The 21,227-nt window shown below is 60.7% G+C and carries 25 protein-coding genes; 11 read left to right on the plus strand and 14 right to left on the minus strand.

All coding sequences use genetic code 11. The annotated features are described in order from the left end of the window. Positions 1–24 precede the first annotated feature (24 nt). Together V7747_RS15605 and V7747_RS15610 are read right to left on the minus strand one after the other, a co-directional pair. Positions 25–1,260 (minus strand): MFS transporter, encoded by a 1,236-nt coding sequence (locus tag V7747_RS15605; protein WP_335616936.1) that lies wholly within the window; start codon positions 1,258–1,260, stop codon positions 25–27. A 55-nt stretch (positions 1,261–1,315) separates the two neighbouring features. Next, positions 1,316–1,663: a hypothetical protein gene (locus V7747_RS15610; protein WP_335616937.1), complete on the minus strand. Its 348-nt coding sequence runs from the start codon at positions 1,661–1,663 to the stop codon at positions 1,316–1,318. A gap of 246 nt (positions 1,664–1,909) precedes the next feature. On the opposite strand from V7747_RS15610, the gene V7747_RS15615 reads away from it, so the two are divergent. The 5 genes from V7747_RS15615 to V7747_RS15635 all read left to right on the plus strand — a co-directional run bounded on the left by V7747_RS15615 (position 1,910) and on the right by V7747_RS15635 (position 5,519). Continuing rightward, a complete protein-coding gene (locus V7747_RS15615; protein WP_335616938.1) occupies positions 1,910–2,884 on the plus strand; it encodes an NAD(P)H-dependent flavin oxidoreductase in 975 nt (324 codons plus the stop codon). Between the two features lie 34 nt (positions 2,885–2,918). Further along, the gene (locus tag V7747_RS15620) at positions 2,919–3,839 is read left to right on the plus strand and encodes a hypothetical protein (protein WP_335616939.1); all 921 of its coding nucleotides are present in this window, start codon (positions 2,919–2,921) and stop codon (positions 3,837–3,839) included. Between the two features lie 155 nt (positions 3,840–3,994). Continuing rightward, positions 3,995–4,264, plus strand: a complete 270-nt coding sequence (locus tag V7747_RS15625) for a DUF2845 domain-containing protein (protein ID WP_335616940.1) — start codon at positions 3,995–3,997, stop codon at positions 4,262–4,264. 116 nt (positions 4,265–4,380) lie between these two features. Beyond that, positions 4,381–5,010, plus strand: a complete 630-nt coding sequence (locus tag V7747_RS15630) for an SDR family oxidoreductase (protein WP_335616941.1) — start codon at positions 4,381–4,383, stop codon at positions 5,008–5,010. 128 nt (positions 5,011–5,138) lie between these two features. Then, the gene (locus V7747_RS15635; protein ID WP_335616942.1) at positions 5,139–5,519 is read left to right on the plus strand and encodes a VOC family protein; all 381 of its coding nucleotides are present in this window, start codon (positions 5,139–5,141) and stop codon (positions 5,517–5,519) included. Positions 5,520–5,697: 178 nt separating this feature from the next. On the opposite strand, the gene V7747_RS15640 is transcribed toward V7747_RS15635, so the two are convergent. Continuing rightward, positions 5,698–6,177 carry a winged helix-turn-helix transcriptional regulator gene (locus V7747_RS15640; RefSeq protein WP_335616943.1) on the minus strand — a complete coding sequence of 160 codons (480 nt, stop codon included), beginning with the start codon at positions 6,175–6,177 and terminating at the stop codon, positions 5,698–5,700. 124 nt (positions 6,178–6,301) lie between these two features. On the opposite strand from V7747_RS15640, the gene V7747_RS15645 reads away from it, so the two are divergent. From V7747_RS15645 to V7747_RS15655, 3 genes are all read left to right on the plus strand, one after another. Beyond that, on the plus strand, positions 6,302–7,033 hold the full coding sequence (locus tag V7747_RS15645) for an SDR family oxidoreductase (RefSeq protein ID WP_335616944.1): 732 nt from the start codon (positions 6,302–6,304) through the stop codon (positions 7,031–7,033). Between the two features lie 44 nt (positions 7,034–7,077). Continuing rightward, complete coding sequence (locus V7747_RS15650; RefSeq protein ID WP_335616945.1) at positions 7,078–7,665, plus strand: 2-hydroxychromene-2-carboxylate isomerase; 588 nt, start codon at positions 7,078–7,080, stop codon at positions 7,663–7,665. A 135-nt stretch (positions 7,666–7,800) separates the two neighbouring features. Beyond that, on the plus strand, positions 7,801–8,145 hold the full coding sequence (locus V7747_RS15655; protein ID WP_335617050.1) for a GlpM family protein: 345 nt from the start codon (positions 7,801–7,803) through the stop codon (positions 8,143–8,145). A gap of 554 nt (positions 8,146–8,699) precedes the next feature. Here V7747_RS15655 and dtd read toward each other — a convergent pair. Next, the gene (gene dtd, locus V7747_RS15660; RefSeq protein WP_335616946.1) at positions 8,700–9,137 is read right to left on the minus strand and encodes a D-aminoacyl-tRNA deacylase; all 438 of its coding nucleotides are present in this window, start codon (positions 9,135–9,137) and stop codon (positions 8,700–8,702) included. A 1-nt stretch (position 9,138) separates the two neighbouring features. Further along, positions 9,139–10,110, minus strand: a complete 972-nt coding sequence (pip, locus tag V7747_RS15665) for a prolyl aminopeptidase (RefSeq protein WP_335616947.1) — start codon at positions 10,108–10,110, stop codon at positions 9,139–9,141. Between the two features lie 129 nt (positions 10,111–10,239). On the opposite strand from pip, the gene V7747_RS15670 reads away from it, so the two are divergent. Together V7747_RS15670 and V7747_RS15675 are read left to right on the plus strand one after the other, a co-directional pair. Beyond that, positions 10,240–10,668 carry a hypothetical protein gene (locus V7747_RS15670; RefSeq protein ID WP_335616948.1) on the plus strand — a complete coding sequence of 143 codons (429 nt, stop codon included), beginning with the start codon at positions 10,240–10,242 and terminating at the stop codon, positions 10,666–10,668. A gap of 2 nt (positions 10,669–10,670) precedes the next feature. Continuing rightward, complete coding sequence (locus V7747_RS15675) at positions 10,671–11,660, plus strand: DUF2891 domain-containing protein (protein ID WP_335616949.1); 990 nt, start codon at positions 10,671–10,673, stop codon at positions 11,658–11,660. On the opposite strand, the gene V7747_RS15680 is transcribed toward V7747_RS15675, so the two are convergent. The 7 genes from V7747_RS15680 to V7747_RS15710 form a co-directional block, all read right to left on the minus strand. Beyond that, the gene (locus V7747_RS15680; RefSeq protein ID WP_335616950.1) at positions 11,657–13,303 is read right to left on the minus strand and encodes an FMN-binding glutamate synthase family protein; all 1,647 of its coding nucleotides are present in this window, start codon (positions 13,301–13,303) and stop codon (positions 11,657–11,659) included. The two genes, V7747_RS15675 and V7747_RS15680, sit on opposite strands and share 4 nt — an antisense overlap. 149 nt (positions 13,304–13,452) lie before the next feature. Further along, entirely contained in the window at positions 13,453–14,034 is a 582-nt protein-coding gene (locus V7747_RS15685; RefSeq protein ID WP_335616951.1) for an NnrU family protein, read from the minus strand. Positions 14,035–14,171: 137 nt separating this feature from the next. Beyond that, positions 14,172–14,861, minus strand: a complete 690-nt coding sequence (locus V7747_RS15690) for an META domain-containing protein (RefSeq protein ID WP_335616952.1) — start codon at positions 14,859–14,861, stop codon at positions 14,172–14,174. Positions 14,862–14,940: 79 nt separating this feature from the next. Continuing rightward, entirely contained in the window at positions 14,941–15,735 is a 795-nt protein-coding gene (locus V7747_RS15695) for a PhzF family phenazine biosynthesis protein (protein WP_335616953.1), read from the minus strand. A 94-nt stretch (positions 15,736–15,829) separates the two neighbouring features. Continuing rightward, on the minus strand, positions 15,830–16,372 hold the full coding sequence (locus V7747_RS15700; RefSeq protein ID WP_335616954.1) for a DUF924 family protein: 543 nt from the start codon (positions 16,370–16,372) through the stop codon (positions 15,830–15,832). 15 nt (positions 16,373–16,387) lie between these two features. After that, positions 16,388–16,900: a DinB family protein gene (locus tag V7747_RS15705; RefSeq protein ID WP_335616955.1), complete on the minus strand. Its 513-nt coding sequence runs from the start codon at positions 16,898–16,900 to the stop codon at positions 16,388–16,390. Between the two features lie 69 nt (positions 16,901–16,969). Next, a complete protein-coding gene (locus V7747_RS15710; RefSeq protein ID WP_335616956.1) occupies positions 16,970–17,395 on the minus strand; it encodes a VOC family protein in 426 nt (141 codons plus the stop codon). A gap of 278 nt (positions 17,396–17,673) precedes the next feature. Between V7747_RS15710 and V7747_RS15715 the strand changes: the two genes are divergently transcribed. Next, positions 17,674–19,026 (plus strand): KamA family radical SAM protein, encoded by a 1,353-nt coding sequence (locus V7747_RS15715; RefSeq protein ID WP_335616957.1) that lies wholly within the window; start codon positions 17,674–17,676, stop codon positions 19,024–19,026. A gap of 101 nt (positions 19,027–19,127) precedes the next feature. Here the strand turns inward: V7747_RS15715 and V7747_RS15720 are convergent, their stop codons facing one another. Then, the gene (locus V7747_RS15720; protein ID WP_442909284.1) at positions 19,128–19,601 is read right to left on the minus strand and encodes a hypothetical protein; all 474 of its coding nucleotides are present in this window, start codon (positions 19,599–19,601) and stop codon (positions 19,128–19,130) included. 195 nt (positions 19,602–19,796) lie between these two features. After that, positions 19,797–20,714 (minus strand): alpha/beta hydrolase family protein, encoded by a 918-nt coding sequence (locus V7747_RS15725; RefSeq protein ID WP_335616959.1) that lies wholly within the window; start codon positions 20,712–20,714, stop codon positions 19,797–19,799. Between the last annotated feature and the right edge of the window lie 513 nt (positions 20,715–21,227).

The raw sequence follows: 21,227 nt of genomic DNA on the forward strand, positions 1-21,227 counted from the left end.
CGGCGCAGGTCAGGGCGCCACTGGCTAGCGGTCAGGCACCGCCGCTTCAGAAGGCTCCCCCACCGCCAGCGTCTTGGGAAAGCGACGGATCAGTAACGCCAGTCCAAAGCCGACCGACAGCACCACCACGGTAAAGCTGAAGGCGGCGGTAAAGCCTTCAGTGGTTTCAATCAGCCAGCCGGCGATGGCCGGGCCCAGAAACTGGCCCACGGCAAAGAACAGGGTGGCAAAGCTGAAGGCGATGGGAATGTAGCGCGGTGCAACCTGATCGGTCGCGCTGGTCTGAATCATCGAGAAGACCCCGTTCAGCGACAGACCCACCAGCAGGTAATGGCAGAAGAAATACGGCTGTGTTTGCCCGAGCAAGGGCAGACCCATGGCCAAGATCACCAGAAACAGCGCCAGAGCCAAGGCGTTGCCGCGCCCTGAAAAGTCCGACACCCAGCCCCACAGCGGCCCGGCAAAGATCGACAGCAGCCCCATCATGGCTACGTAACGCCCTGCCAGCGCTTCGCTGAAGCCGCTATCGACCATAAAGCTGACCATGAACACGGTTTGTACGATGTAGCCCAGCCCAATAATGCCGTAGGTAGCGGCGACAATGAGTACGCGGGGGTTGCGGTAGATCAGCCACTTCTCATCGGCGGGCGTGGGGCCTGCCGCGTTGCCGGTGCTTTGCGGCGGATTTTTCACAAACACAAAGATGATGGCGCTGGCGACCAGGGCCACCCCGGCAAACACACCCCAACTCACGCGCCAGCCTTGCTCACCAAAGAGCGCAAACAGCTGCGGCACCAGCAAACCGGTGGCCAGTACGCTGAGGCCCACGCCGCTACTCATGCAGCCGATCACCAGGCCGCGATGATCCGGAAACCAGGCGGCCAGCAGCGCGATCATCGGTGAGAAGGCAAAGGCAGCGCCTATCCCCAGCAACGCCATCAGCACCGCCAGCAGCCAAAAATGCACTGCCATGGTCAGGCCGGCAAAGCCCACCACAACCATCAGCATGCCAAACAGAATGGACGCCTTGGCGCCCCAACGCGCCGCAGCCAGACCACCAGCCAGCACGAAGCATACATAGGACAAGGCGGCGACGGTGCTGAGCAGGCCGGCCTGCTGGTACGACAGCCCCAGATCGCTGCGCATGGCCGGCAGGATGACGCCGTAGGCCAGGCGTGCAAAGCCAATCACTACCAGGGAGGTCAGGGTGCCGCACAACACGGTCATGACCATGTTGGGGCGCTGCATACTAGAGGACATCAGAACTCTCTTTTTGTCAGATGGGCGAGGCGCCGGGCAGGGCCCGGCGACCGCGTCAGGGCACGCGTACCAGCTTGATATTCACCAGGCCGCTGCCTTGCATCAGGGTGTTGTCATCCACGATCTGCCACACCTCCTCTTGCTCGCCGCTCTTGAACACCAGATAACGCTCGCCAGCGGATTCGCGTTCGAAAATGTCATCAAAGCGGGTGCGCTTGCCCTGGGATTCGATGTAATCAGGCCCTATCACCAGCTTTTCTCCGCTGGCCAGTTCGGCAAAGGAGTTGAGCAGCTCGTTGTTGGAGCCGGCACGGGTTTGGTAAACACCTTCAAAATCGTGACCACCACAGGCACCAAGCAGGGTGGCAAGCGCCAGAACGGCGATGAGTCTGAGCATGGGCATACTGCTATTCCTGTAGAGAGCGGCCAGTTGAGCACTCATGATAGCCGCAACGCACCCGTTGTCGGCAGCGCCGCCTGCGCGAAGCACCCCGCCATAACCCCCATGAATAACGTACCACCGACCATTTGCCCGCTCTGGCCGCCGCGCCTAAACTCGACCGGTTAATTTTCAAACAGCTGGGTACACCACCCGGTTACACAATCCGGCACCCGATACAGACGAGTGCCAAGGCGAGGCATCCAGACAATGAAAACCCGCATCACAGAACTCTTTGGTATTGAACACCCGATCATTCAGGGCGGTATGCACCATGTTGGCTACGCCGAGCTGACCGCCGCTGTGGCCAATGCCGGTGGCCTGGGCATGATCACTGCGCTGACCCAGCCCAACCCGGAAGCCCTGGCCAACGAGATTCGCCGTTGCCGCGAGATGACCGACAAGCCCTTTGGCGTCAACCTGACGTTTCTGCCCTCGGTCAAACAGCCCGACTACCCCGGCTATATCGACGCCATCATCAAGGGCGGCGTGAAAGCCGTGGAAACCGCTGGCAACAACCCGGCCAAGTGGCTGCCGATCCTCAAGGAGAACGGCATCAAGGTTATTCACAAGTGCACCGCCGTGCGCCACGCCCTCAAGGCCGAGGCCATTGGCTGCGATGCGGTGAGCGTGGACGGCTTTGAGTGTGGCGGTCACCCCGGTGAAGACGATGTACCCAACTTCATTCTGCTGCCCCGTGCCGCAGAGGAGCTCAGCATTCCGTTTGTCGCCTCCGGCGGCATGGCCGATGGCCGCTCGCTGGCTGCCGCGCTCGCCTTGGGCGCCGAGGGTATGAACATGGGCACCCGCTTCATTGCCACCCAGGAAGCGCCAGTTCACCAGAACGTGAAAGCGGCGATTGTGGCTGCCAGCGAGCTGGATACCCGCCTGGTCATGCGCCCTCTGCGCAACACCGAGCGCGTGATGGTCAACGACGCGGTCGAGCGCCTGCTGGAAAAGGAACGCCGCCTGGGCGCCGACCTGAAGTTTGAAGACATCGTCGATGAAGTGGCCGGTGTGTATCCGAAAATCATGAAAACCGGCGAGATGGATGCCGGCGCCTGGTCGTGCGGCATGGTGGCTGGCCTGATCAACGATATTCCCACGGTAGCCGAGCTGGTGCAGCGCATCATGAGCGAGGCCGAGGGCATCATCCGCGAACGTCTGGCCGGCATGCTGCGCTGAGCCGCTTTCACATTTTCACTGACAGGAGTTGCCCATGAGTTTTGATACCCCGCTCTACCTCTGCGGCCCGCTGCGCGAGCCAAAACAGATGCTGGCCGACCAGGAATACAGCGGCCATACCTCGATCCACGACGACAGCATGGCCGAGAAGCTGGGCTTTCGCGCCGGGCCGATTGAAGGCCCCACCCACTTCAGTATGTTTGCCCCCATGCTGGTCGAGATCTGGGGTCAGGCCTGGTTCGAGCGCGGCTGTTTTTCGTCGCACTTCCAGAACATGGTGGTCGAGGGCGAGCAAGTGCGCGCCTTTGTTGAACGCCCCGCGCCGGGCGCGACCCGCGTGCGTTGCTGGGCCGAGAAGGCCGACGGCACGCCGGTGCTGGAAGCCAGCGCCAGCCTGGGCGCCGCACCGGGTGAAAGCCTGCTGTACGAGCGCATGGCCAAGCTGCGCGCGCCAGAGAAACTGGTGATTCTGGCTGACCTGCATGTGGGCATGAAGGGTGCTGCCGATGAGAAAGTGCGCATGGACCCGGATCAGCACATGGGCAACCTTTATCCGTTTTCGCTGAATCAGAAGCTGGAAGGCATCACCGAAAATTCCAGCTGGTACTCCGACGCCAGCAGCACCCCGTGGGGCCGCGCCATCATCCCTACCGAAATGGTCAGCGTACTGGCGGAATACACCAGCAAGGACGCCGAATTCCCCGTCAAGCAGCCGGTCATTGGGCTGTTTGCCGATCAGGAAATCCGCATGATCGACGGCCCGCTGTTTGTTGGTGAGGACTACCTGATCCGCCGCGAAGTGGTGGCGCTGTCAGAGAGCAAACGCACCGAGTCTTACTGGGTGCTGTCGCGCATCTATGACGCCAGCGGTGAAGTGCTCAAGGCCGAGATGCTGCTCAACCACGCCACCCTCAAGCACTCCTACGCCAACTACGAGGCCGAAGCCTCGGCGTAACCTGCTCGCCGCGGCGGCCGCCCTGGCCGCCGCTGTGGCCTGATGTGTCGGCTGCCTTGTGTATCCCGCCGCCCGGTGGGAATATCAAGGCATTCCTTGCCGATACCGAGGCCTCTGCCATGTTACTGTCCCGCCGTTTCCTGATCTCTAGCTGTATGACTCTCGCCGCTATGCTGGGCAGCATGAACGCCTACGCCCTGCGCTGCGGCACCAACCTGGTGGATGAAGGCGACCTCAAGATCAAGGTGCTGCAGGCCTGCGGCGAACCCGTCTCCCGCGAGGTAATCGGCTACGTTGATCGGCTGCAGGTGGGTGATCGCGTGCGCGTGATGAATATCGAAGAATGGATCTACAACATTTCTGGCAACTACCAGAGCCTCGAATTCGAAGGCAACAAGCTGGTGAAGATCACCGCTGTTCGCTGATTAGAAGGATCAGGCTCCCTCCCGGCCAACGAGCGCGCGCCCCGCGCCCAAGGCTGAACTTACCCCGGCATCCAGACTCCACAGAAGGTAATGCACCCGAGCAAGGATATTCCTCCATGAGCAAGACACTGGTAATTGGCAGTACCGGCAAGATCGGCTCGCTATTGCTGCCGATGCTGCAGCAGGCCGATATCGGCACCCTCGCCATGGCGCGTGACCCGGCCAAGCTTGCGCACCTGCAGGGCATCGACTTTATCGAGGCCAATCTGGAAGATGACTTTGAGCACGCCGTGAGCGGCTGCGACCGCGTGGTCTTTACTGCCGGCTCCGGCGCCAGCACCGGCCCGGACAAGACCCTGCTGATTGATCTCTGGGCTGCGCGCAAGGCAGTCGACTACGCCATCAAACACCATGTGAAGCACTTTGTGATGATCAGCGCGCGCGGCGCCGACGATCCGGACGCGATCGACTCACCGATCAAGCCTTACCTGGTGGCCAAGTGCATGGCCGATGACTACCTGCTGCGCTCCGGCCTGCCCTACACCATCCTGCGGCCCGGCAAATTGACCGATGACGGCGGCACCGGCCAGATCACCACGCGCCGCCCGGACCAGCTCAGTGCCCAGCACATCGCCCGCGCCGACGTGGCCCGCGTGATCACCCGCGTGCTGAGCACCGGCCAGAGCAAGAACGTGATCTATGAGCTGTACGAAGGCGAGACGCCGATTGAAGACCTGATTGCCTGAGGCGGCAGCATCCGCACCGGGCGGTTGCCCAATCAGCCGCGCCTATGGGCCTTGACGGCGGACGCGTTTGGCTCGACGCTGGCAGCGCCGAGCCTCGGCAATCAGACCAACAATGAAAAGGAACAATCATGTTCAGCCATATCATGCTGGGTGCCAACGACATTGACGCCTCGAAAACCTTTTACGATGCCATTCTGGGCGTGGTCGGCTGCAAGCCCGGCGTCATCGACCCCAAGGGCCGCTGCTTCTATTTCACCAAGACTGGCACCTTTGCCCTGAGCAAACCGATCAACGGCCAACCCGCCAGCTGCGGCAACGGCAGCACCATCGGCTTTGCGGTTGAAAGCCCCGAGCAAGCTGATGCCTGGCATGCGGCTGGCCTGGCCAACGGCGGTGTGACGTGCGAAGACCCGCCGGGTGTGCGCGAAGGCAATGGCCTGAAGCTGTATCTGGCCTACCTGCGGGACCCCTCCGGCAACAAGATCTGCGCGATGTACCGTATGCCGTAACGCGCTCCGCCCGGTCGACACCTGTCGGCCGGACGCTACTGGCCTGCTTGCTCCTACAATCCGCCGTTTATCCGCGGCAACTGTAACCCTCGAAGTACTCCGGCTGAGGTTAGCGGCCGCACTAGCGGAATGGAATCCAACAACGGCACAGGAAGCGCAAAGCTGAACCACTTATAGGTCAGGTCGCCAGCAACTGCTGCACATCCTCACCAAAGGCCGCGCCCACCTCGACCCGAACATCCCGCGCACCAACCGGTTCGGCGCATTCGGAACATACCATCACCGGTTTCATCCGCTGCCCGCAGGCCTTGTGGATATGCTCGATAGGCGCGCCACGCTCGTCGGCCATATAGGTATCGCCCCAGCTCACCAGCGACATGATTACCGGGTGCAGCGCCAGACCCTTGTCGGTCAAGCGATATTCTTCCCTTAGCGGGCGCTGCTGGTAGGGCTGTTTGTAGAGCACCTCGTGCTCGACCAGTTTTTTTAGTCGATCAGCGAGCAGATGCCGGGTCACGCCCAGCCGCTTCTCGAAGGCATCAAAACGGCGCACGCCGAGAAAACAGTCGCGCAGCACCAGCAGGGTCCAGCGGTCGCCGATGACCGACAGGGTGCGTGACAGCGAGCAAGGCTGTTGATCGAGTTCTTCCCAGCGCATGATTGATTCCTCGGTAGTGAGGGCTCCAGCCTAGCTTGACAAGTTTCAAAAAGGAACCCACTATCGAGTCAGTTCTTAAAAAGAACTAATTAACTGACAAACGAGCTAACAAGAGGAACTGCGCATGACTGCCCCTGCCCCCGTAGCCGTGGTGATTGGCGCCGGCGACGCCACCGGCGGCGCCATCGCCCGCCGCTTTGCCCGTGAAGGTTTTACCCTCTGCGTTACCCGCCGCAATGCCGACAGCCTGAGCGAGCTGGTCAGCCAGATCGAAGCCGATGGCGGTAAAGCCCACGCCTTTGGCTGCGACGCGCGCAGCGAGGAGGAAATGGTCGCGCTGTTCGAGGAGATCGAGCGCGAGATCGGCCCGGTCGAGGTCGTCATCTTCAACATTGGTGCCAACGTGCGCTTCGGCATCACCGACACCACTGCGCGGGTGTATCGCAAGGTCTGGGAGATGGCTGGGTTTGCCGGCTTCCTCACCGGGCGCGAGGCCGCGAAGGTCATGCTGCCACGCGGCAAGGGGACTATTATCTTTACCGGCGCCACCGCGTCGCTGCGCGGTGGTTCAGGCTTCTCGGCCTTCGCCGGCGCCAAATTCGCCCTGCGCGCACTGGCGCAAAGCATGGCGCGCGAGCTGGGCCCCCAAGGTATCCATGTGGCGCACCCGATCATCGACGGCGCGATCGATACCGCCTTTATCCGCGACAACTTTCCCGAGCGCTATGCTCTGAAAGATCAGGGCGGCATTCTCAATCCGGAGCACATTGCCGATCAGTACTGGGCCATTCATACCCAACCGCGCGACAGCTGGACGCACGAGCTGGATCTGCGCCCCTGGATGGAAACCTTCTGAGCAGCCGTTCAACCCTTTGCCCACTGACTGCAAGCGAGACTGATATGAGCAAAACCATCGAGTTCTATTTTGACGTTGGCAGTCCTGCCAGCTACCTGGCCTGGACCCAGCTTGACGCCCTGGCCGAACGAACCGGCGCCAGCATCGAGCTGAAACCCATGCTGCTCGGCGGCGTGTTCATGGCCACCGGCAACAGTTCACCGGCGACCGTGCCGGCCAAGGGCGCCCACAGCCGCATCGACATGCAGCGTTACGCGCAGCGCTACGGCGTGACCTTGAACCAGAACCCCTTCTTCCCGATCAATACCCTGCAGCTGATGCGTGGCGCCGCGGCTTATCAGGGCACCGCGGATTTCGACCGTTACCTGCAGACCATCTTCACCGCGATGTGGATCGACGAGCTGGATATGGGCCAGCCGGAGATTGTCGGCAAGGTGCTGGCCAAGGGCGGCTTTGATCCGGCCGAGGTGATGGCCAAGGTGAGTGACCCGGCGGTCAAGGAGAAGCTGAAAGCAACCACCGAAGAAGCAGTAAAGCGCGGCGTTTTTGGCGCCCCGACCTTTTTTGTCGGTGATGAAATGTTCTTCGGCCAGGACCGTCTGGACTGGGTCGAAGCCGCTGCCAAGGCTTGATTCAGGCAGGTCGACGGCGCTGCTCAGGCGCCGTCGGTCAGCGGCGAACGCTTTGCTACATAGGGGTAATTGACGGAATCACGCGCCGGGCTTAGCTTAGCCGTTCCCTCCCCTGCTCCCGGAAGAACCGCCATGCTGTCCCTTGCGCTCAAATGTGTAATGGGTGCGCTCGCAGTGCTGCTGATTGCCCTGCTGGCGAAGTCGAAAAGCTTTTATATCGCCGGTCTGGTGCCGCTGTTCCCCACCTTCACCATCATTGCCCACTACATCATCGGTACGCAGCGGCTATCGAGCGACCTGCGCAGTACGGCGTTGTTTGGTCTGTGGTCGCTGATTCCCTATGCGTTGTATCTGATCTCGATTGCCTGGTTCAGTCAGCGCTTCAGTTTGATCACCACATTGGTGTTGGCGGTGGTGGCGTGGGCGGTCGCGGCGGCGGTGTTGATTTATGTTTGGTCGCGGGTTTATGCGGTGGGGTGATGGTTCGCTAAATAGCTATTCGGGCAGTGCAGCTTTGGAACGTTTTTGGTTGGCTGACTTCCGCTTTCGCCTCTAAGCGAGTCAGGGGAAGATGCTTGCCCATCTCCCCCTAACAACCCCCTCGGGCACCCAACTGCGCGGCCCTTCGGGTTCGCTGCGTTGCTCGATCTGCCGGGGACGCTTGCAAACTCGCTTCGCTCAGACACCGCAAGCGCCTTTTTCCCGTCAGATCTGCGCTACTCGCCCGCTCAGATGGGACTATTCAGTCCGAGCAGCATTCGGTTTTGGACTTCAAGTTTCGACCCAGCAACCAAACCTCAAAACCACTCCGGCCTCCGGCCGTAATTCCCCCTTCCAAGCTGCCGAGTAACGCAGGGAAGCCGCAGGCCAGCTTGGTGGGCACCAAGCTGGTCGCGACCTTTCTTCTGGTTACGGCTCGATGGCCAAGCAAAGAAAAGTGACTCGCCGGAAAAGACGCAATGCGCGCTAGGTAGCAACCAAGATAACCAGACATTGCTCAGCGCAATAAAAGCTTGGCCGAAGCTGAAAACCGATCAGGTCTCCAACATAATGGTCACCGGCCCATCATTCACCAAATGCACCTGCATATCCGCCCCAAACCGCCCAGTAGCAACCGGCTCATGCAACGCCTTAGCCTGCTCGACCAGATAGTTAAACAGCACCTCCGCCTGCGCTGGCGGCGCGGCGGTGGAGAAGCCAGGGCGCAAGCCCTTGCGGGTATCCGCCGCCAGGGTGAACTGTGAGACCAGCAAGAGCCCGCCCTGCACCTGACGCAGCGAATCATTCATGCGGCCATCGGCATCGGTAAACACGCGGTAGTCGAGCAGGCGCTTGAGCAGCTTGTCAGCGTTGGCCTCGGTGTCCTGCGGCTCGATACCGATCAGCACCAGCAGACCCTGATCTATCGCACCGACGACGTCGCCAGCCACCTCGACGCGGGCCTGTCGCACCCGCTGCAGCAAACCCTTCATCTCATTCTGCCTGCGGGGCCAGGTCGAGCAAACGCTTGGCCATATCACCGGTGGCGCGCACCAGCGCATCGGCTATGCCCGGCTCGGAGGCGGCGTGGCCCGCGTCGCGAATGATGTTCAGCTCGCTGCTCGGCCAGGCCTGATGCAGCGCATAAGCGTTGTCGAGCGGGCAGACCATGTCGTATCGCCCGTGCACGATAATGCCCGGAATATGCTGAATGGCCGCCATGTTGTTGAGCAGCTGATTCGGCTCCAGGAAGGTTTTGTTGGCGAAGTAGTGACACTCGATGCGGGCGATGGCGTAGGCGCGACGCGCATCGCTGAAGCGGTCAATCACCTGCGGGCTGGGACGCAGGGTGGCGCAGCGGCCTTCCCATACCGACCAGGCCTTGGCCGCGTGCATGCGGCAGATTTCGTCGTCCCCGGTCAGGCGGCGGTAGTAGGCCGCGACCATGTCGTGGCGCTCTTCTTCCGGAATCAGGCTGAGGTAGTCTTCCCAGAAGTCGGGGAAGATGTGGCTGGCGCCCTCCTGATAAAACCAGCGAATGTCCTGCTCGCGGCACAGGAAGATACCGCGCAGCACCATGCCCATGACGCGGTCGGGGTGCGCCTGCGCGTAGGCCAGCGCCAGCGTCGAGCCCCAGGAACCGCCAAACAGCACCCACTTGTCGATCCCCAGGTGCTCGCGCAGCACCTCCATGTCGGCAACCAGATCGGCGGTAGTGTTGTTCTGCAGGTTGGCGTGCGGGGTGGAGCGGCCGCAACCACGCTGGTCGAAGGTAATGATGCGGTAGATCGAGGGATCAAAAAAACGACGGCTCAGGGCGTCGCAGCCAGCACCCGGCCCACCGTGGATAAACACCACCGGCAGGCCGTCTTCCTGGCCACTTTCATCAACGTAGAGAACATGCGGTGGCGCCACGGCCAGTTCATGGCGGGCGTAGGGTTTGATCTCCGGATACAACAATTGCATGATGGGCTCCTGGCCTGAGCGCCAGCGCGTGGGGCGGCCTGCCGTAGAGCAGTTTTGCCCAATCCTCCGCGCCCGCGCCAATCTCTTGAGAAAGCATCACATTACTGACCTGCGAGGCTGCTGTCACCTGTGCGCATCCTACTTCTGTTATTGATTTCGCTGGGCCTCGGCGCCTGTGGCCCCTCCTCCCCCGACGCACGTCTGAATCAGGCCCTTGAGCAGTTGCAAGAGGGCATCGAATCACGCGACCGCGAGCAGGTTACCAGCTTGCTGCATCCGCAATTCAGCGCCCAGGATCAGTACGACAACGCCTGGGCCGAGCGCACCCTGCGGCTGATGTTTCTGCAGAACCAGCGCATTGGTGTGCTGGTCAGCAGCCAGACCACCACCATCGACCCGGCGTACCCCGAACGCGCCGAAACCACCGCCCGCGTGACCCTGGCCGGGGCCGAACGCTTTCTACCCAACAGCGCCGGCCAATACGACATCCGTCTGTTCTGGCTGGATGAGGACGGGAACTGGCTGCTGCGCGATATCGACTGGCAGCGGGTGCGCTAGGCATGGTGACGGCCGATCAGCTGGCCGCACTGGCACGCATTGCGCTGGGCCATGTAGAACGCGAATACCCGCATATCGAATCGCTGCGTCTGCAGTCGGCTGCAGACCTGCTGGCTCCCAGTCAGTTGCACCCGATCTTTTACGGCAGCTACGACTGGCACTCGTGCGTACACAGTTACTGGCTGCTCGCGCGCATTCGCCGGCTGCAACCGACGCTCCCGGAGGCCGCGCAGATCGACGCCCTTTTTGACCGCCACCTGACCCCGGCCAAGGTGGCGCAGGAATGTGCCTTCTTCCAACGCCAGGGCAACGGCAGCTTTGAGCGCCCCTACGGCTGGGCCTGGCTGCTCAAGCTGCACGCTGAGCTGCTTGCAAGCGAGGCGCCCTGGGCCACCGCATTGCAGCCATTGGCTGATGAGCTGGCCCACAGGCTGACCGCATATCTGCCGCGCCTGAGCGCACCGATTCGCAGTGGCGCGCACAACAACACCGCCTTTGCCCTGCTACTGGCGGTGGATTACGCCCAGACCTGCGGCGACACAGCCCTGCTGGCCTTGATAGAGAACCGAGCGCGGGATTTCTATGGTCAGGATAGGGCCTGCCAGGCCTGGGAGCCGGGCGGTGAGGACTTTCTCTCCCCCGCGCTGCAAGAGGCGGCACTGATGCAGCGGTTATTGCCCCTGGCTGAATTCCACCACTGGTTGGACGCCTTTCTGCCGCAGTTGGCGCAGGGCGAACCGGCGCAGCTGCTGACGCCGGCACACAGCCGCGACCGCAGCGATGGCAAGCTGGCGCATCTGGACGGCCTGAACCTGAGCCGCGCCTGGTGCCTACAGGCGCTGGCAGCGGGCCAGCCGGAGGCAGTGCGCACGCGGCTAGAGACGAGCGCCGAGGCCCACCTGAACGTGAGCCTGCCGCACCTGAGCGGAGACTACATGGGCGAGCACTGGCTTGCCACCTTTGCCCTGCTCGCCCTTTCCTCGCGCGCCTAACGCAGCTTGGTTTCGCGTAGCCGGATCATGAATTCCGGAGCGCCAAAACTGTCGGCCCTGGCCTGCGCCCAGTACTTCTTGAAGACGTGCAATTCGGCGCGACCATCGAGCAGCACGCCCGGCCCCAGAAACTGGAAGAGCTCACTGTAGGGCTGCACCTCGTACTTGGTGACCCGACGCATGATGTGCTCCGGGCCAAGCTCACGCGGGTGACTGAGCCCCGCAGCTTCCAGCAGGTTGGCCAGCGCCAGCACCGTATTGCGCTGAAAGTGATAAACGCGCTCGCTCTTGTCCGCCACATCCAGTTTGCTGCCACGACCGTGGTCCTGAGTCGCTACCCCGCTGGGGCATTTGTCATTGTGGCAACTCAGACTCTGAATACAGCCAAGGGAGAACATGAAGCCTCGTGCCGCATTGCACCAGTCGGCGCCGAGGGCCAGGGTGCGTGCGATATTAAAGGCCGAGGTGACCTTGCCCGCCGCCCCCAGGGCGATCTTCTCGCGCAGGTTGGCGCCCACCAGAGTGTTATGTACCAGCAGCACGGCATCAGTCATCGGCATGCCCAGGCGGTTGATGAACTCCAGCGGCGCGGCGCCGGTGCCCCCTTCCCCGCCATCGACCACGATGAAATCCGGATGCTCGCCGGTTTCCAGCATCGCCTTGACGATGCCGAACCATTCCCAGGGGTGTCCGATGGCCAGCTTGAAGCCTACCGGCTTGCCACCCGACAGCTCACGCAACTGAGCAATGAACGCCATCAGTTCCAGCGGCGTATGGAAGGCCGAGTGGGCCGCCGGCGACACCACATCTTCGCCCACGGGTACGCCCCGCGCGGCGGCAATTTCCTCCGTCACCTTGGCGCCGGGCAGAATGCCACCGTGACCCGGTTTGGCGCCCTGCGACAGCTTGATCTCGATCATCTTCACCTGGTCCAGCTGGGCGTTCTTGGCGAAGAGTTCAGGGTCAAAGCTGCCATCGGGCTTGCGGCAGCCGAAGTAGCCGGAGCCGATTTCCCAGACCAGGTCGCCTCCGGGTTCGCGGTGATAACGCGAGATCGAACCCTCGCCAGTGTCGTGATAGAAGCCACCCTTCTTGGCCCCCGCGTTGAGCGCCAGAATGGCATTGGCCGAGAGGGAGCCAAAGCTCATGGCAGAAATATTGAAGACACTGACGTCGTAGGGCTTCAGCGTTTTGGCGTGGCTGCCCACCTGGATGCGAAAGTTCTTGTCGACGATATCGACCGGCGCCAGCGAGTGGTTCATCCACTCGTAGCCCTCGGCATTCATGGGGATCAGCGAGCCGAAGGGCTTCTTGTCGAGAATATCCTTGGCGCGCTGATAGACGATGTTGCGTTGCTCCCGCGAGAACGGTAGCTCATCGGTGTCGGACTGAATGAAGTACTGCCGCAATTCCGGGCCGATGGATTCGAGAAAATAGCGAAAGTGCGCCAGTACCGGGTAGTTGCGGCTGATGGTGCGGCGCTTCTGCAGCACATCCCAGGTGCCCATCACGGCCAACGCCGTCAAGGGCACCGCCGCCAGCAGCCAGAGCAGGGACAACCAGGTGAGACTCAGGGTAACAACGGCACCCACCAGGCAAAACAGATAGGGGAAATAACGCAGCGCTGAGGCTGGTAATTGCATACGGCCTTCCTATGTCGATACAGCAACGGAAACCGAGTGATAACACATCCATTACCTTGCTGCCCAGCGACATACCCAAGCTGTTTCATCGAGGCGCAGATACAACAAACCCGCAACGCTGCGGGTTTGTTGTATCGGTTGCTATCGGATCACATACCCAAGGGCTTCACGCCAATCAGCACACCATGCAGGTACATGGCAAAGGCTGCCCACGCCACCAGGCCGACGATGACCACCACAGCGTCCATCGCCGGCTTGCCCTTGCCGTAGCTGACGCCCGCCAGACGATCGCGCTTGCGCGAGACTACAAAAAGCGCGGTCGCCCAGGCCAAAAAGCCGCCAAACAGCAACAAATCAGCCAGGCTGCCATTGGCGATCAGGTGCGCCAGGGCCCAGAACTTCACGCCCAGCAGCATCGGGTGACCAACGCGCGCCTTCAGGCAAGAGCCGGGAATGTAGGTAGCCGCCAGCAGAATGAAGGCCGGCAGGGTCAGCAATGCCGCCAGGTGGCGCGTCCAGACCGGGGAGACCCATAACCAGGTAGGGTCCAGACGAGCCTGGCCGTAACCATAGATAATCAGCACCAGGCCAACAATGGAGGCCAGCGCAAACAGCCCTTTCCAGGCCATCAGGCCCTTGGCTGCGATCTGTCGGGCACGCCATTCGGGAGCGAACAGGCGCGTGGAGTGCACGCCAAGAAATACGATAAGACCGAGAATCAGCAACAGCATGCGAGCGTCCTTCTGCAGGAATAGTCACGGAGTGGCAGCGATATATTCCGCTGTCCGAATCAACCACGCCGAGGCGCAGCAAGGACGACAATGCACCAGCACGCCGTCGCAGGCAACTGCCACGGCGTGCTGCAATGTTACTGCAGGCGCGCGGTCAGTCGGTCGCCATTGTCCGTCTTCAATACCAGTGCGCCGGTCTCGCTCAACTCAAAACCACTGACCTGCTCCAGCGTTTGCAGAAACCGCGTTTCCTGCTCACCCAGGCCAGGCACACAGGCTTTGCGCGTAGACACCAGCTGGCTCACCGTCAGGCTGCTACCCGCCACCGTGTAAGCCCCGGTGTAGTTGTTGCACGAGGCCAGACCGGAGACGCGGCCATCGTTGCCGAAGTTGAGCGTCACGCGGGAGCGATCAATGATACCGCCCTGATTGATATCCTCGACCACCCACTCACCGGCCTGCAGCAACAGGGCCCCAGCGGGCTCACACTCTGGATAGGATTCACCCTTGATCATCAGCATCCCCTTTTCGCCCTTGAGCCAGTAACTGGTCGAACTGTCTCCCGGCACTTCGTACTTGGCACCCGAGCCTGAACGCACGCGCTCCAGCAGGTACTTGTCGCTGCCGGCCTCCAGGGTCAACTGGTCCGCATTGAAGGTGGTACGCACCGGCAAGGAGCCGCAACGCAGAATGGCCACACCGCTGTCCGCTTCCAGCTGCGGCGGCGCCGGCAGATCAGTGGCCGGGCGCTGCGAGGTGGAGCAGGCACTCAACAGCAGCACCGAACACAGCATTGTGGTGGTTATCAGGGGTGAGTTTGCATACATCGAACATCTCCTTTGCGGGTTTCGACAGTCAGCGTCCAGCATAGCGTCTTGCGCTCGTCGCTGCCGTTGGAACATGAATTCAGGGCAGGTGAATCTGGCCTTCCAGGTAGAGTACCGCATGACCACTGATTTGCACGTGATCGGCCGCGACCACGCAGTCCAGCCGGCCGCCGCGGCTGGAGGCCTGAATCGCCAACAGCTCACTCTTGCCCAAACGGCCAGCCCAATAGGGTGCCAGGCCAGCGTGGATCGAACCGGTGACCATGTCTTCCAGGCCGCCGTTGGCAGGCCAGAAATAACGCGAGACGCAATCGCTCTGGCGGCCGGGCGCAGTCACCACCACATCGCGCGGGGCCAGCTGCTTGAGGTGCTCGGGGTCCTGCTCGACCTGCAGCACGCTCTGCTCATCGGCATACACGGCAAACCAGGCCTGACGGTTGACCAGCACCTGCTGCGGCGGCAGCGACAGACCGGCCAGCAGCGCAGCCGGTACTTCAGCCACCGGCTGCGGATCGAGCCGCGGGAACCGCATGCTGATACGCGCCGAGGCATCCTGCGTGACAACAAGATCACCCACAGCCTCGGCGTAAAACGTCAGTTGAGTGAGTTCGGGGTACAACCGGAATACGATAAAGGCGCTGGCCAGGGTGGCGTGGCCGCAGAAGTCGATTTCACTCAGTGGCGAGAACCAGCGGATGTTGTAACGTCCTGGCGCCTGCTCGACCACAAAGGCGGTTTCCGACAGGTTGTTCGCTGCCGCAATCGATTGCATCAGCTCGCTCGGCAGCCATTGCGGCAGGGGCACCACAGCCGCGTAATTGCCCTTGAACAGGGTGTCGGTGAAGGCATCAACCTGGTAGATCGGCAATGGCATGGGAGCTCCTTGGGCAAAAATTTCAGCCTAACGCACCCTCCGCGCGGGCAGCCGATACAGTTTGCAGGTCGCTGAGCGCTACAGTTGCAGCCACTCAGAAACTGGAATCCTCCGTTTGCAGAAAGGCCGCCTCCTCCGCGGTGGTAGGCCGCAGCAGAATGCTGTTGCGATGCGGATAGCGTCCGAAGCGTTCGATGATGCGCTTGTGCTTGAGCTCCGAACGCAGGTTATCTTCCAGGCCGGGCGTGCTGAACAGCTTGATCGCCTGTTCGTGGATACGCAGCGATTCGCTGTGCATAAAGGGCATGTACATGAACGCCCGCAGCTTGACCGGCAACTGCTGGTCGATACCCTCGGCGACAGCCTCCTGCGCCAACACCAAGGCCATGCCGTCACTGGCAAAGGCGCGCGGCGTATCGCGCCAGATGTTGCGAGAAAACTGATCGAGCACGATGATTTCGGCCAGACGGCCCAGCGGTGTGCTACGCCAATTCACCAGCTCAGCGCGCTCAGCGCGCTCGTGCAGCGCACCAAAACGCTCGCGAATGAAGCGATCCAGTCCCGGGTCCTTGCGCCACCACTGCACCGGCTTCAGCTCGGTAAACCAGAATTCAAGCACTTCATCCACTGCTGCCACTCAGCTCTCCTCGTGCTATTCGGGGGTCGCCAGGGCAACACCCGGCATATGGATAAGATCGGTCAAACCGGGATCGGTTCCGCATTGCGACAACAGCGTAGTGAGCTGGCCACGGTGATGGGTCTGGTGATTGAAGAAATGGCTGAGCACCACCGACATCGGATAGCGCCGCGGCTCCGGTTTGAGCAGGCTGGTATAACTGAACTCGCCGGCGATGCGCGCCGCATCCAAGGTCGCGACCCAATCGATGATCTGCTGATCCAGCGGTTCGCGTGCTGCCCGCAGCTCGCTCAAGGTGGCATACAGCTCGGTATCCAGCGCGGCGACGCGGAACGGCTGGTCAGTGAACCGGCCAAACCAGAGTCGATCGGCGAGCAACAGGTGATTGAGAGTGCCATGGATGGAGCGAAAGAATGCGCCCCGATCACGGTAGTAGTCGGCCTCTGGCAACGCTTCGCAAAGCGTATAAAGGCGCTGATTCATCCACTGGTTATAGGCCGCCAGTGCGGCAAATGGCTGATTCGACATGCACGCCTCCCTGGCGGCGGGGTAACCGAGCAAGCGCCCGATCAGTCAAAGCGCTTAGGCGCAGCGCTATCAGTCCGGCTCGGCGGTAAACCCGCGGCATACCGCCGCCAGCTTGTTGCCGTCCGGGTCGCGCACATAGGCGCTGTAAAAGTCAGGATTGTACTGCGGCCGCAAGGCTGGCTCGCCTTCGCTACTGCCCCCGTTGGCCAGCGCCGCCGCATGAAAGGCACGCACCTGAGACCAATTACCGGCCTTCAGCGCCACCATGCTGCCATTGCCTGCGCTGGGCGGCTGACCATTGAAAGGCTCGCACAGCCAGAGTGCCAGCTCCTCCGCCCCCTTATCACGATACAAACCCCAGCCCGCCCAGCCCTGCCAGTCAGCCTCCTCACCGGGCGTGGCGCAGCGCTGTATACCCAACGCGGCCATGACTGGATCGTAGAAAGCAATACTGCGTTGCAGGTCACGGGTACCCAACGTCATATAGGAAAACATACTCACCCCACGCAAGGATTACACTGCGCTCCAGCATAGCCTTGCCCGCCACCGCGGGTCACTATTTAGACATCAATGCATTATTTCGCTATCATTGCCGGCCGCTGAGCAATCAGCCCATCACAATGCCCGATAGCTTTTCACGACTATTATCGGCGCTTTTATGCGTTAACCGCACAGGTTAATGACTGATTTGAGTTAACTCCATCTGCACGCCAGTGCTTCTGCATTCGCGTGACAAAATGCTTTTGACCTGAAAAATACGTTGAATACAAACTATGTCAAACTCCAATATTCTGGCTATCGCCACGTCGGACTCACCGTCTTTTGACGCCAATAACGTCAGCCATCAACGCTTCAAGGTGTTTACCGCCAAGCAGCTGAATCAGATTCCCCAGTTGCAGTCACTCAGCCCGGATCAGCGCTTCGAGATGCAGGTGGTGGCCAGCGTGCTACCTTTTCGCGTCAACCAGTACGTTATCGACGAGCTGATCAACTGGCAGAACGTGCCCAGAGACCCGATTTTCCAGCTCACCTTTCCGCAGCGCGGGATGCTCAAACCCGAACACTACGACCGGGTAGCCGACGCGCTGAGCAGCGGCGCCGATCAGCCGACACTCAAGAGCATCATCAGCGAGGTGCGCGCCGAGCTTAACCCTCACCCTGCCGGCCAGCTGGAGCACAACATCCCTAAGCTCGACGGTGAAGTAGTCGAAGGCCTGCAGCACAAATACCGTGAGACGGTGCTGTTTTTCCCCAGCTCGGGGCAGGTCTGCCACAGCTACTGCACCTTCTGTTTTCGCTGGGCGCAATTTGTCGGCGACAAGGACCTGAAGATCGCCGCACGCGAGTCCAATCAGTTGCAGGATTATCTGCGCGCACACCCGGAGGTCACCGACGTACTGGTGACCGGCGGCGATCCACTGGTAATGAAGACCCGCAATCTGCGCGCCTACCTTGAGCCTCTGCTGAGCGCCGAGTTTGATCACATCCGCACCATCCGCATCGGCTCCAAGGCGCTGACTTTCTGGCCACAGCGCGTGGTCACCGATGACGACGCCGACGACCTGCTCGCGCTGTTCCGTGAAATACAGGACGCCGGCAAGCATCTGGCATTAATGGCGCACTACAACCACTGGCAGGAGCTGGAGCCCGACATCGCCCGCGAGGCGATTCGCCGCGTGCGCGAAACCGGCGCGCAGATCCGTGCCCAAGGGCCCTTGCTGGCACACATCAACGACAGCGCTGAGGTCTGGGCGCGGCTGTGGCAGACCCAGGTAGAGCTCGGGATCATCCCTTACTACATGTTTGTAGAGCGCGACACAGGGGCACGTCACTACTTTGAGGTGCCCTTGGTCAAGGCATGGGAAATCTACCGCGACGCCATGCAAAGCGTATCGGGCATCGCGCGCACAGCGCGCGGCCCGTCCATGAGCTCGCATCCGGGCAAAGTGGAAATTCAAGGCGTGACGGAAATCCATGGCGAGAAGGTCATCGCGCTGCGCATGATTCAGGGCCGCGACCCGGACTGGGTGCAGCGTCCTTTCTTCGCCAAGTACAACGCAGAGGCCACTTGGCTCAATCATCTTGAACCAGCCTTTGGTGAAGAACGCTTCTTCTTCGACGACTGACTATTTAGCCCGCCGCTTGGCGGGCTTTTTCATTTCCCCGGTTTTAAGCAGCCGCTTTACCTGACAAGCCCTTTAGCCGTCGCAACGGCCAGGCCGGCTGTTCAATCAGATAGTGGTAGCTGTATCCACAGCGCGAACAGCCCCAAAAAGACCCAGAAGCCGCAGAACAGCCAGGGCGAGCGCTTGGAGAATGCCAACGACTTGCGTTGCCCGGTAAAACTCGATTCCCAGTCCGAAAACAGCGGAAACTCATCGTAGGCCTCGCCAAATACCGAGTCGCACTGCAGCAAGCCAGCTTGTTTTGAATACCAATGGTCAATGATGTCGCACGCTGCCTTGATACCGGGCCAGGCGCTGAGCGAGCTCAAAATGCCGAATAGCGCCAGGGTCGCGGGCACGACCAAAGTGAACAACTCGCCCCACTGTGGGTTGCTATTCGCCATGCAGGAGGCATAGGCAATGACCAGAAAGGACTGCGCCGTCAGGTAAGCGTTGGTGCGATTGGACAGGTTGCCGGTTTCATTGAATATTTCCCGCCGATAGAACTCCAGACGCTCGCGCGGGGTTGCCAGCATCTGCAACTGCGGATCGGCCTGCGGCGGCTCAGGCTTGTGTGGATGAATGATCATGCCTGCCTCACGGTAATTCCATTTGTACCCTGTTGCACAGCAGACAGCCTTGCGGCGCTGCGTGTTCCCCAAGGTTAGCTGCCCGAGCAGAAATGAAAACGCCGCCCTGCAAGGGCGGCGTTCTGGTACAGCAGATCGCGATTAGTACGGGCAGTTACCGCGGTACTCGGAGATGCTGAAGTCAGACTCGTGATTTGGACCGCAAAGGAACTGCTTGTAGCGGTCGTCTTCATCAAGATGCAGCTTCATCCAGGACACACCGAAGCGACCCAGTACATCGTTATTGGTGCCGCCACCGTTACCGCAGTAATGACTGCCGTTGTTGATTTCAACAAAGGCCTTGTCGATATCCGACGGCAGTGCGTTGTAGAACGGTGATGCGTGCTGCCCTACTGGAGCAATAACGTCCGCCTCACAGGCGAAGATCAGAGTAGGTGCCTCCACGCGGCGCGCGTAGTAGCTTGAGGTGTCCCAGGGAGCCAATGGAATGGCTGCCTTGATACGCCCCTGACCGGCGACGCGAATGGTGCCGCCACCACCCATCGACCAGCCGACAACACCCAGACGATTGGTGTCGATCTTGCCGCGAACCGAGCTGCCGGAAGCGGTGTTCTGGCCAACCAGGTAGTCCAATGCATTGTTGATCTGGGTAGCGCGGCTACCGGGCTGATCAAAGCCGGAGTTGGTATCGATGGTCATGACGACAAAGCCATACGAGGCCAGCTTGGGACCCCACCAATCGATAGAAGACTCGGCCGAGACAAATCCAGGGATGACCACGATGGCCGCCATGGTTCCGGTGGTACCAGTGGGGTAGTGGATGGTGCCGCCGCCAAAGCCGCTGACCAGACTGGACACGCGTTGTGTGCTGACGCTGTGCTGTCCGCGACTCGCCTCAATAAAACTCACGCTGGGATCAGGACCGCGCTGGTAACTGGAATTCCCGCTACCTGGATCAGTAGGTGGTGGCGTGGGGTTGGTTGCAAAGGCGGGCAGTGCACACAGCAGCGCCGCGCTGGCCACCATGGCACGAAATGCTTTCTTGGGCATCATAGACATGTTGTTATTCCGGTTTTGATTGATTGTTTTTATTCGTACCGTCGCGCACCAATATGGAACTAACGACAGCGACCGCCGGATGATTAGACCCCAAGTACAAGTTTGGCTAAATCACCCATTCATGGGATGACTAACATTAATAAAAACGCCAGAACTTTAAAAATTTCCCAATAAAAACATTGGGTTGAAAAGTTAAACCGAAAAAAACGGCGCACTTTATATCGCCAAAGATTAAAACTTTTTTGCGAATGATCGTTCAATAAAAAGAATCATGTTTGTCGCAAAAGTCTCCCCTAAACGGGTGAACTTATTGCCACTTTCCCGCAGTATTTTATCCGTCAGCAGCGCACTTTCCTCAGGGAGATCCGACAGGGCTCATCACCTGTGAATGGCATAACAGAGGATTTGCCGCCGCTAAGAACGCGTCAGCGACACCTATCCTGCACAAAGACACAGGAAAATGTCAGACGTATCTCGATCGCGCGACACGCGCAGGCAACCCGCTACCTGCCG

The sequence above is a fragment of the Halopseudomonas sp. genome (assembly GCF_036960865.1).
In the GTDB taxonomy this organism is placed as follows: Bacteria; Pseudomonadota; Gammaproteobacteria; order Pseudomonadales; family Pseudomonadaceae; genus Halopseudomonas.

What these genes read in the sequence shown, in the direction of transcription:
- V7747_RS15650 (WP_335616945.1), top strand. Translation starts at nt 7,078, where the DNA reads ATGAGCAAAACCATCGAGTTCTATTTTGACGTTGGCAGTCCTGCCAGC.
- V7747_RS15610 (WP_335616937.1), bottom strand. Translation starts at nt 1,663, where the DNA reads ATGCCCATGCTCAGACTCATCGCCGTTCTGGCGCTTGCCACCCTGCTT.
- V7747_RS15675 (WP_335616949.1), top strand. Translation starts at nt 10,671, where the DNA reads ATGGTGACGGCCGATCAGCTGGCCGCACTGGCACGCATTGCGCTGGGC.
- V7747_RS15685 (WP_335616951.1), bottom strand. Translation starts at nt 14,034, where the DNA reads ATGCTGTTGCTGATTCTCGGTCTTATCGTATTTCTTGGCGTGCACTCC.
- V7747_RS15625 (WP_335616940.1), top strand. Translation starts at nt 3,995, where the DNA reads ATGACTCTCGCCGCTATGCTGGGCAGCATGAACGCCTACGCCCTGCGC.
- V7747_RS15680 (WP_335616950.1), bottom strand. Translation starts at nt 13,303, where the DNA reads ATGCAATTACCAGCCTCAGCGCTGCGTTATTTCCCCTATCTGTTTTGC.
- V7747_RS15690 (WP_335616952.1), bottom strand. Translation starts at nt 14,861, where the DNA reads ATGTATGCAAACTCACCCCTGATAACCACCACAATGCTGTGTTCGGTG.
- V7747_RS15710 (WP_335616956.1), bottom strand. Translation starts at nt 17,395, where the DNA reads ATGTTTTCCTATATGACGTTGGGTACCCGTGACCTGCAACGCAGTATT.
- V7747_RS15630 (WP_335616941.1), top strand. Translation starts at nt 4,381, where the DNA reads ATGAGCAAGACACTGGTAATTGGCAGTACCGGCAAGATCGGCTCGCTA.
- V7747_RS15695 (WP_335616953.1), bottom strand. Translation starts at nt 15,735, where the DNA reads ATGCCATTGCCGATCTACCAGGTTGATGCCTTCACCGACACCCTGTTC.
- V7747_RS15635 (WP_335616942.1), top strand. Translation starts at nt 5,139, where the DNA reads ATGTTCAGCCATATCATGCTGGGTGCCAACGACATTGACGCCTCGAAA.
- V7747_RS15605 (WP_335616936.1), bottom strand. Translation starts at nt 1,260, where the DNA reads ATGTCCTCTAGTATGCAGCGCCCCAACATGGTCATGACCGTGTTGTGC.
- V7747_RS15725 (WP_335616959.1), bottom strand. Translation starts at nt 20,714, where the DNA reads ATGTCTATGATGCCCAAGAAAGCATTTCGTGCCATGGTGGCCAGCGCG.
- V7747_RS15715 (WP_335616957.1), top strand. Translation starts at nt 17,674, where the DNA reads ATGTCAAACTCCAATATTCTGGCTATCGCCACGTCGGACTCACCGTCT.
- V7747_RS15720 (WP_442909284.1), bottom strand. Translation starts at nt 19,601, where the DNA reads ATGCTGGCAACCCCGCGCGAGCGTCTGGAGTTCTATCGGCGGGAAATA.
- pip (WP_335616947.1), bottom strand. Translation starts at nt 10,110, where the DNA reads ATGCAATTGTTGTATCCGGAGATCAAACCCTACGCCCGCCATGAACTG.
- V7747_RS15615 (WP_335616938.1), top strand. Translation starts at nt 1,910, where the DNA reads ATGAAAACCCGCATCACAGAACTCTTTGGTATTGAACACCCGATCATT.
- V7747_RS15640 (WP_335616943.1), bottom strand. Translation starts at nt 6,177, where the DNA reads ATGCGCTGGGAAGAACTCGATCAACAGCCTTGCTCGCTGTCACGCACC.
- dtd (WP_335616946.1), bottom strand. Translation starts at nt 9,137, where the DNA reads ATGAAGGGTTTGCTGCAGCGGGTGCGACAGGCCCGCGTCGAGGTGGCT.
- V7747_RS15620 (WP_335616939.1), top strand. Translation starts at nt 2,919, where the DNA reads ATGAGTTTTGATACCCCGCTCTACCTCTGCGGCCCGCTGCGCGAGCCA.
- V7747_RS15705 (WP_335616955.1), bottom strand. Translation starts at nt 16,900, where the DNA reads ATGTCGAATCAGCCATTTGCCGCACTGGCGGCCTATAACCAGTGGATG.
- V7747_RS15645 (WP_335616944.1), top strand. Translation starts at nt 6,302, where the DNA reads ATGACTGCCCCTGCCCCCGTAGCCGTGGTGATTGGCGCCGGCGACGCC.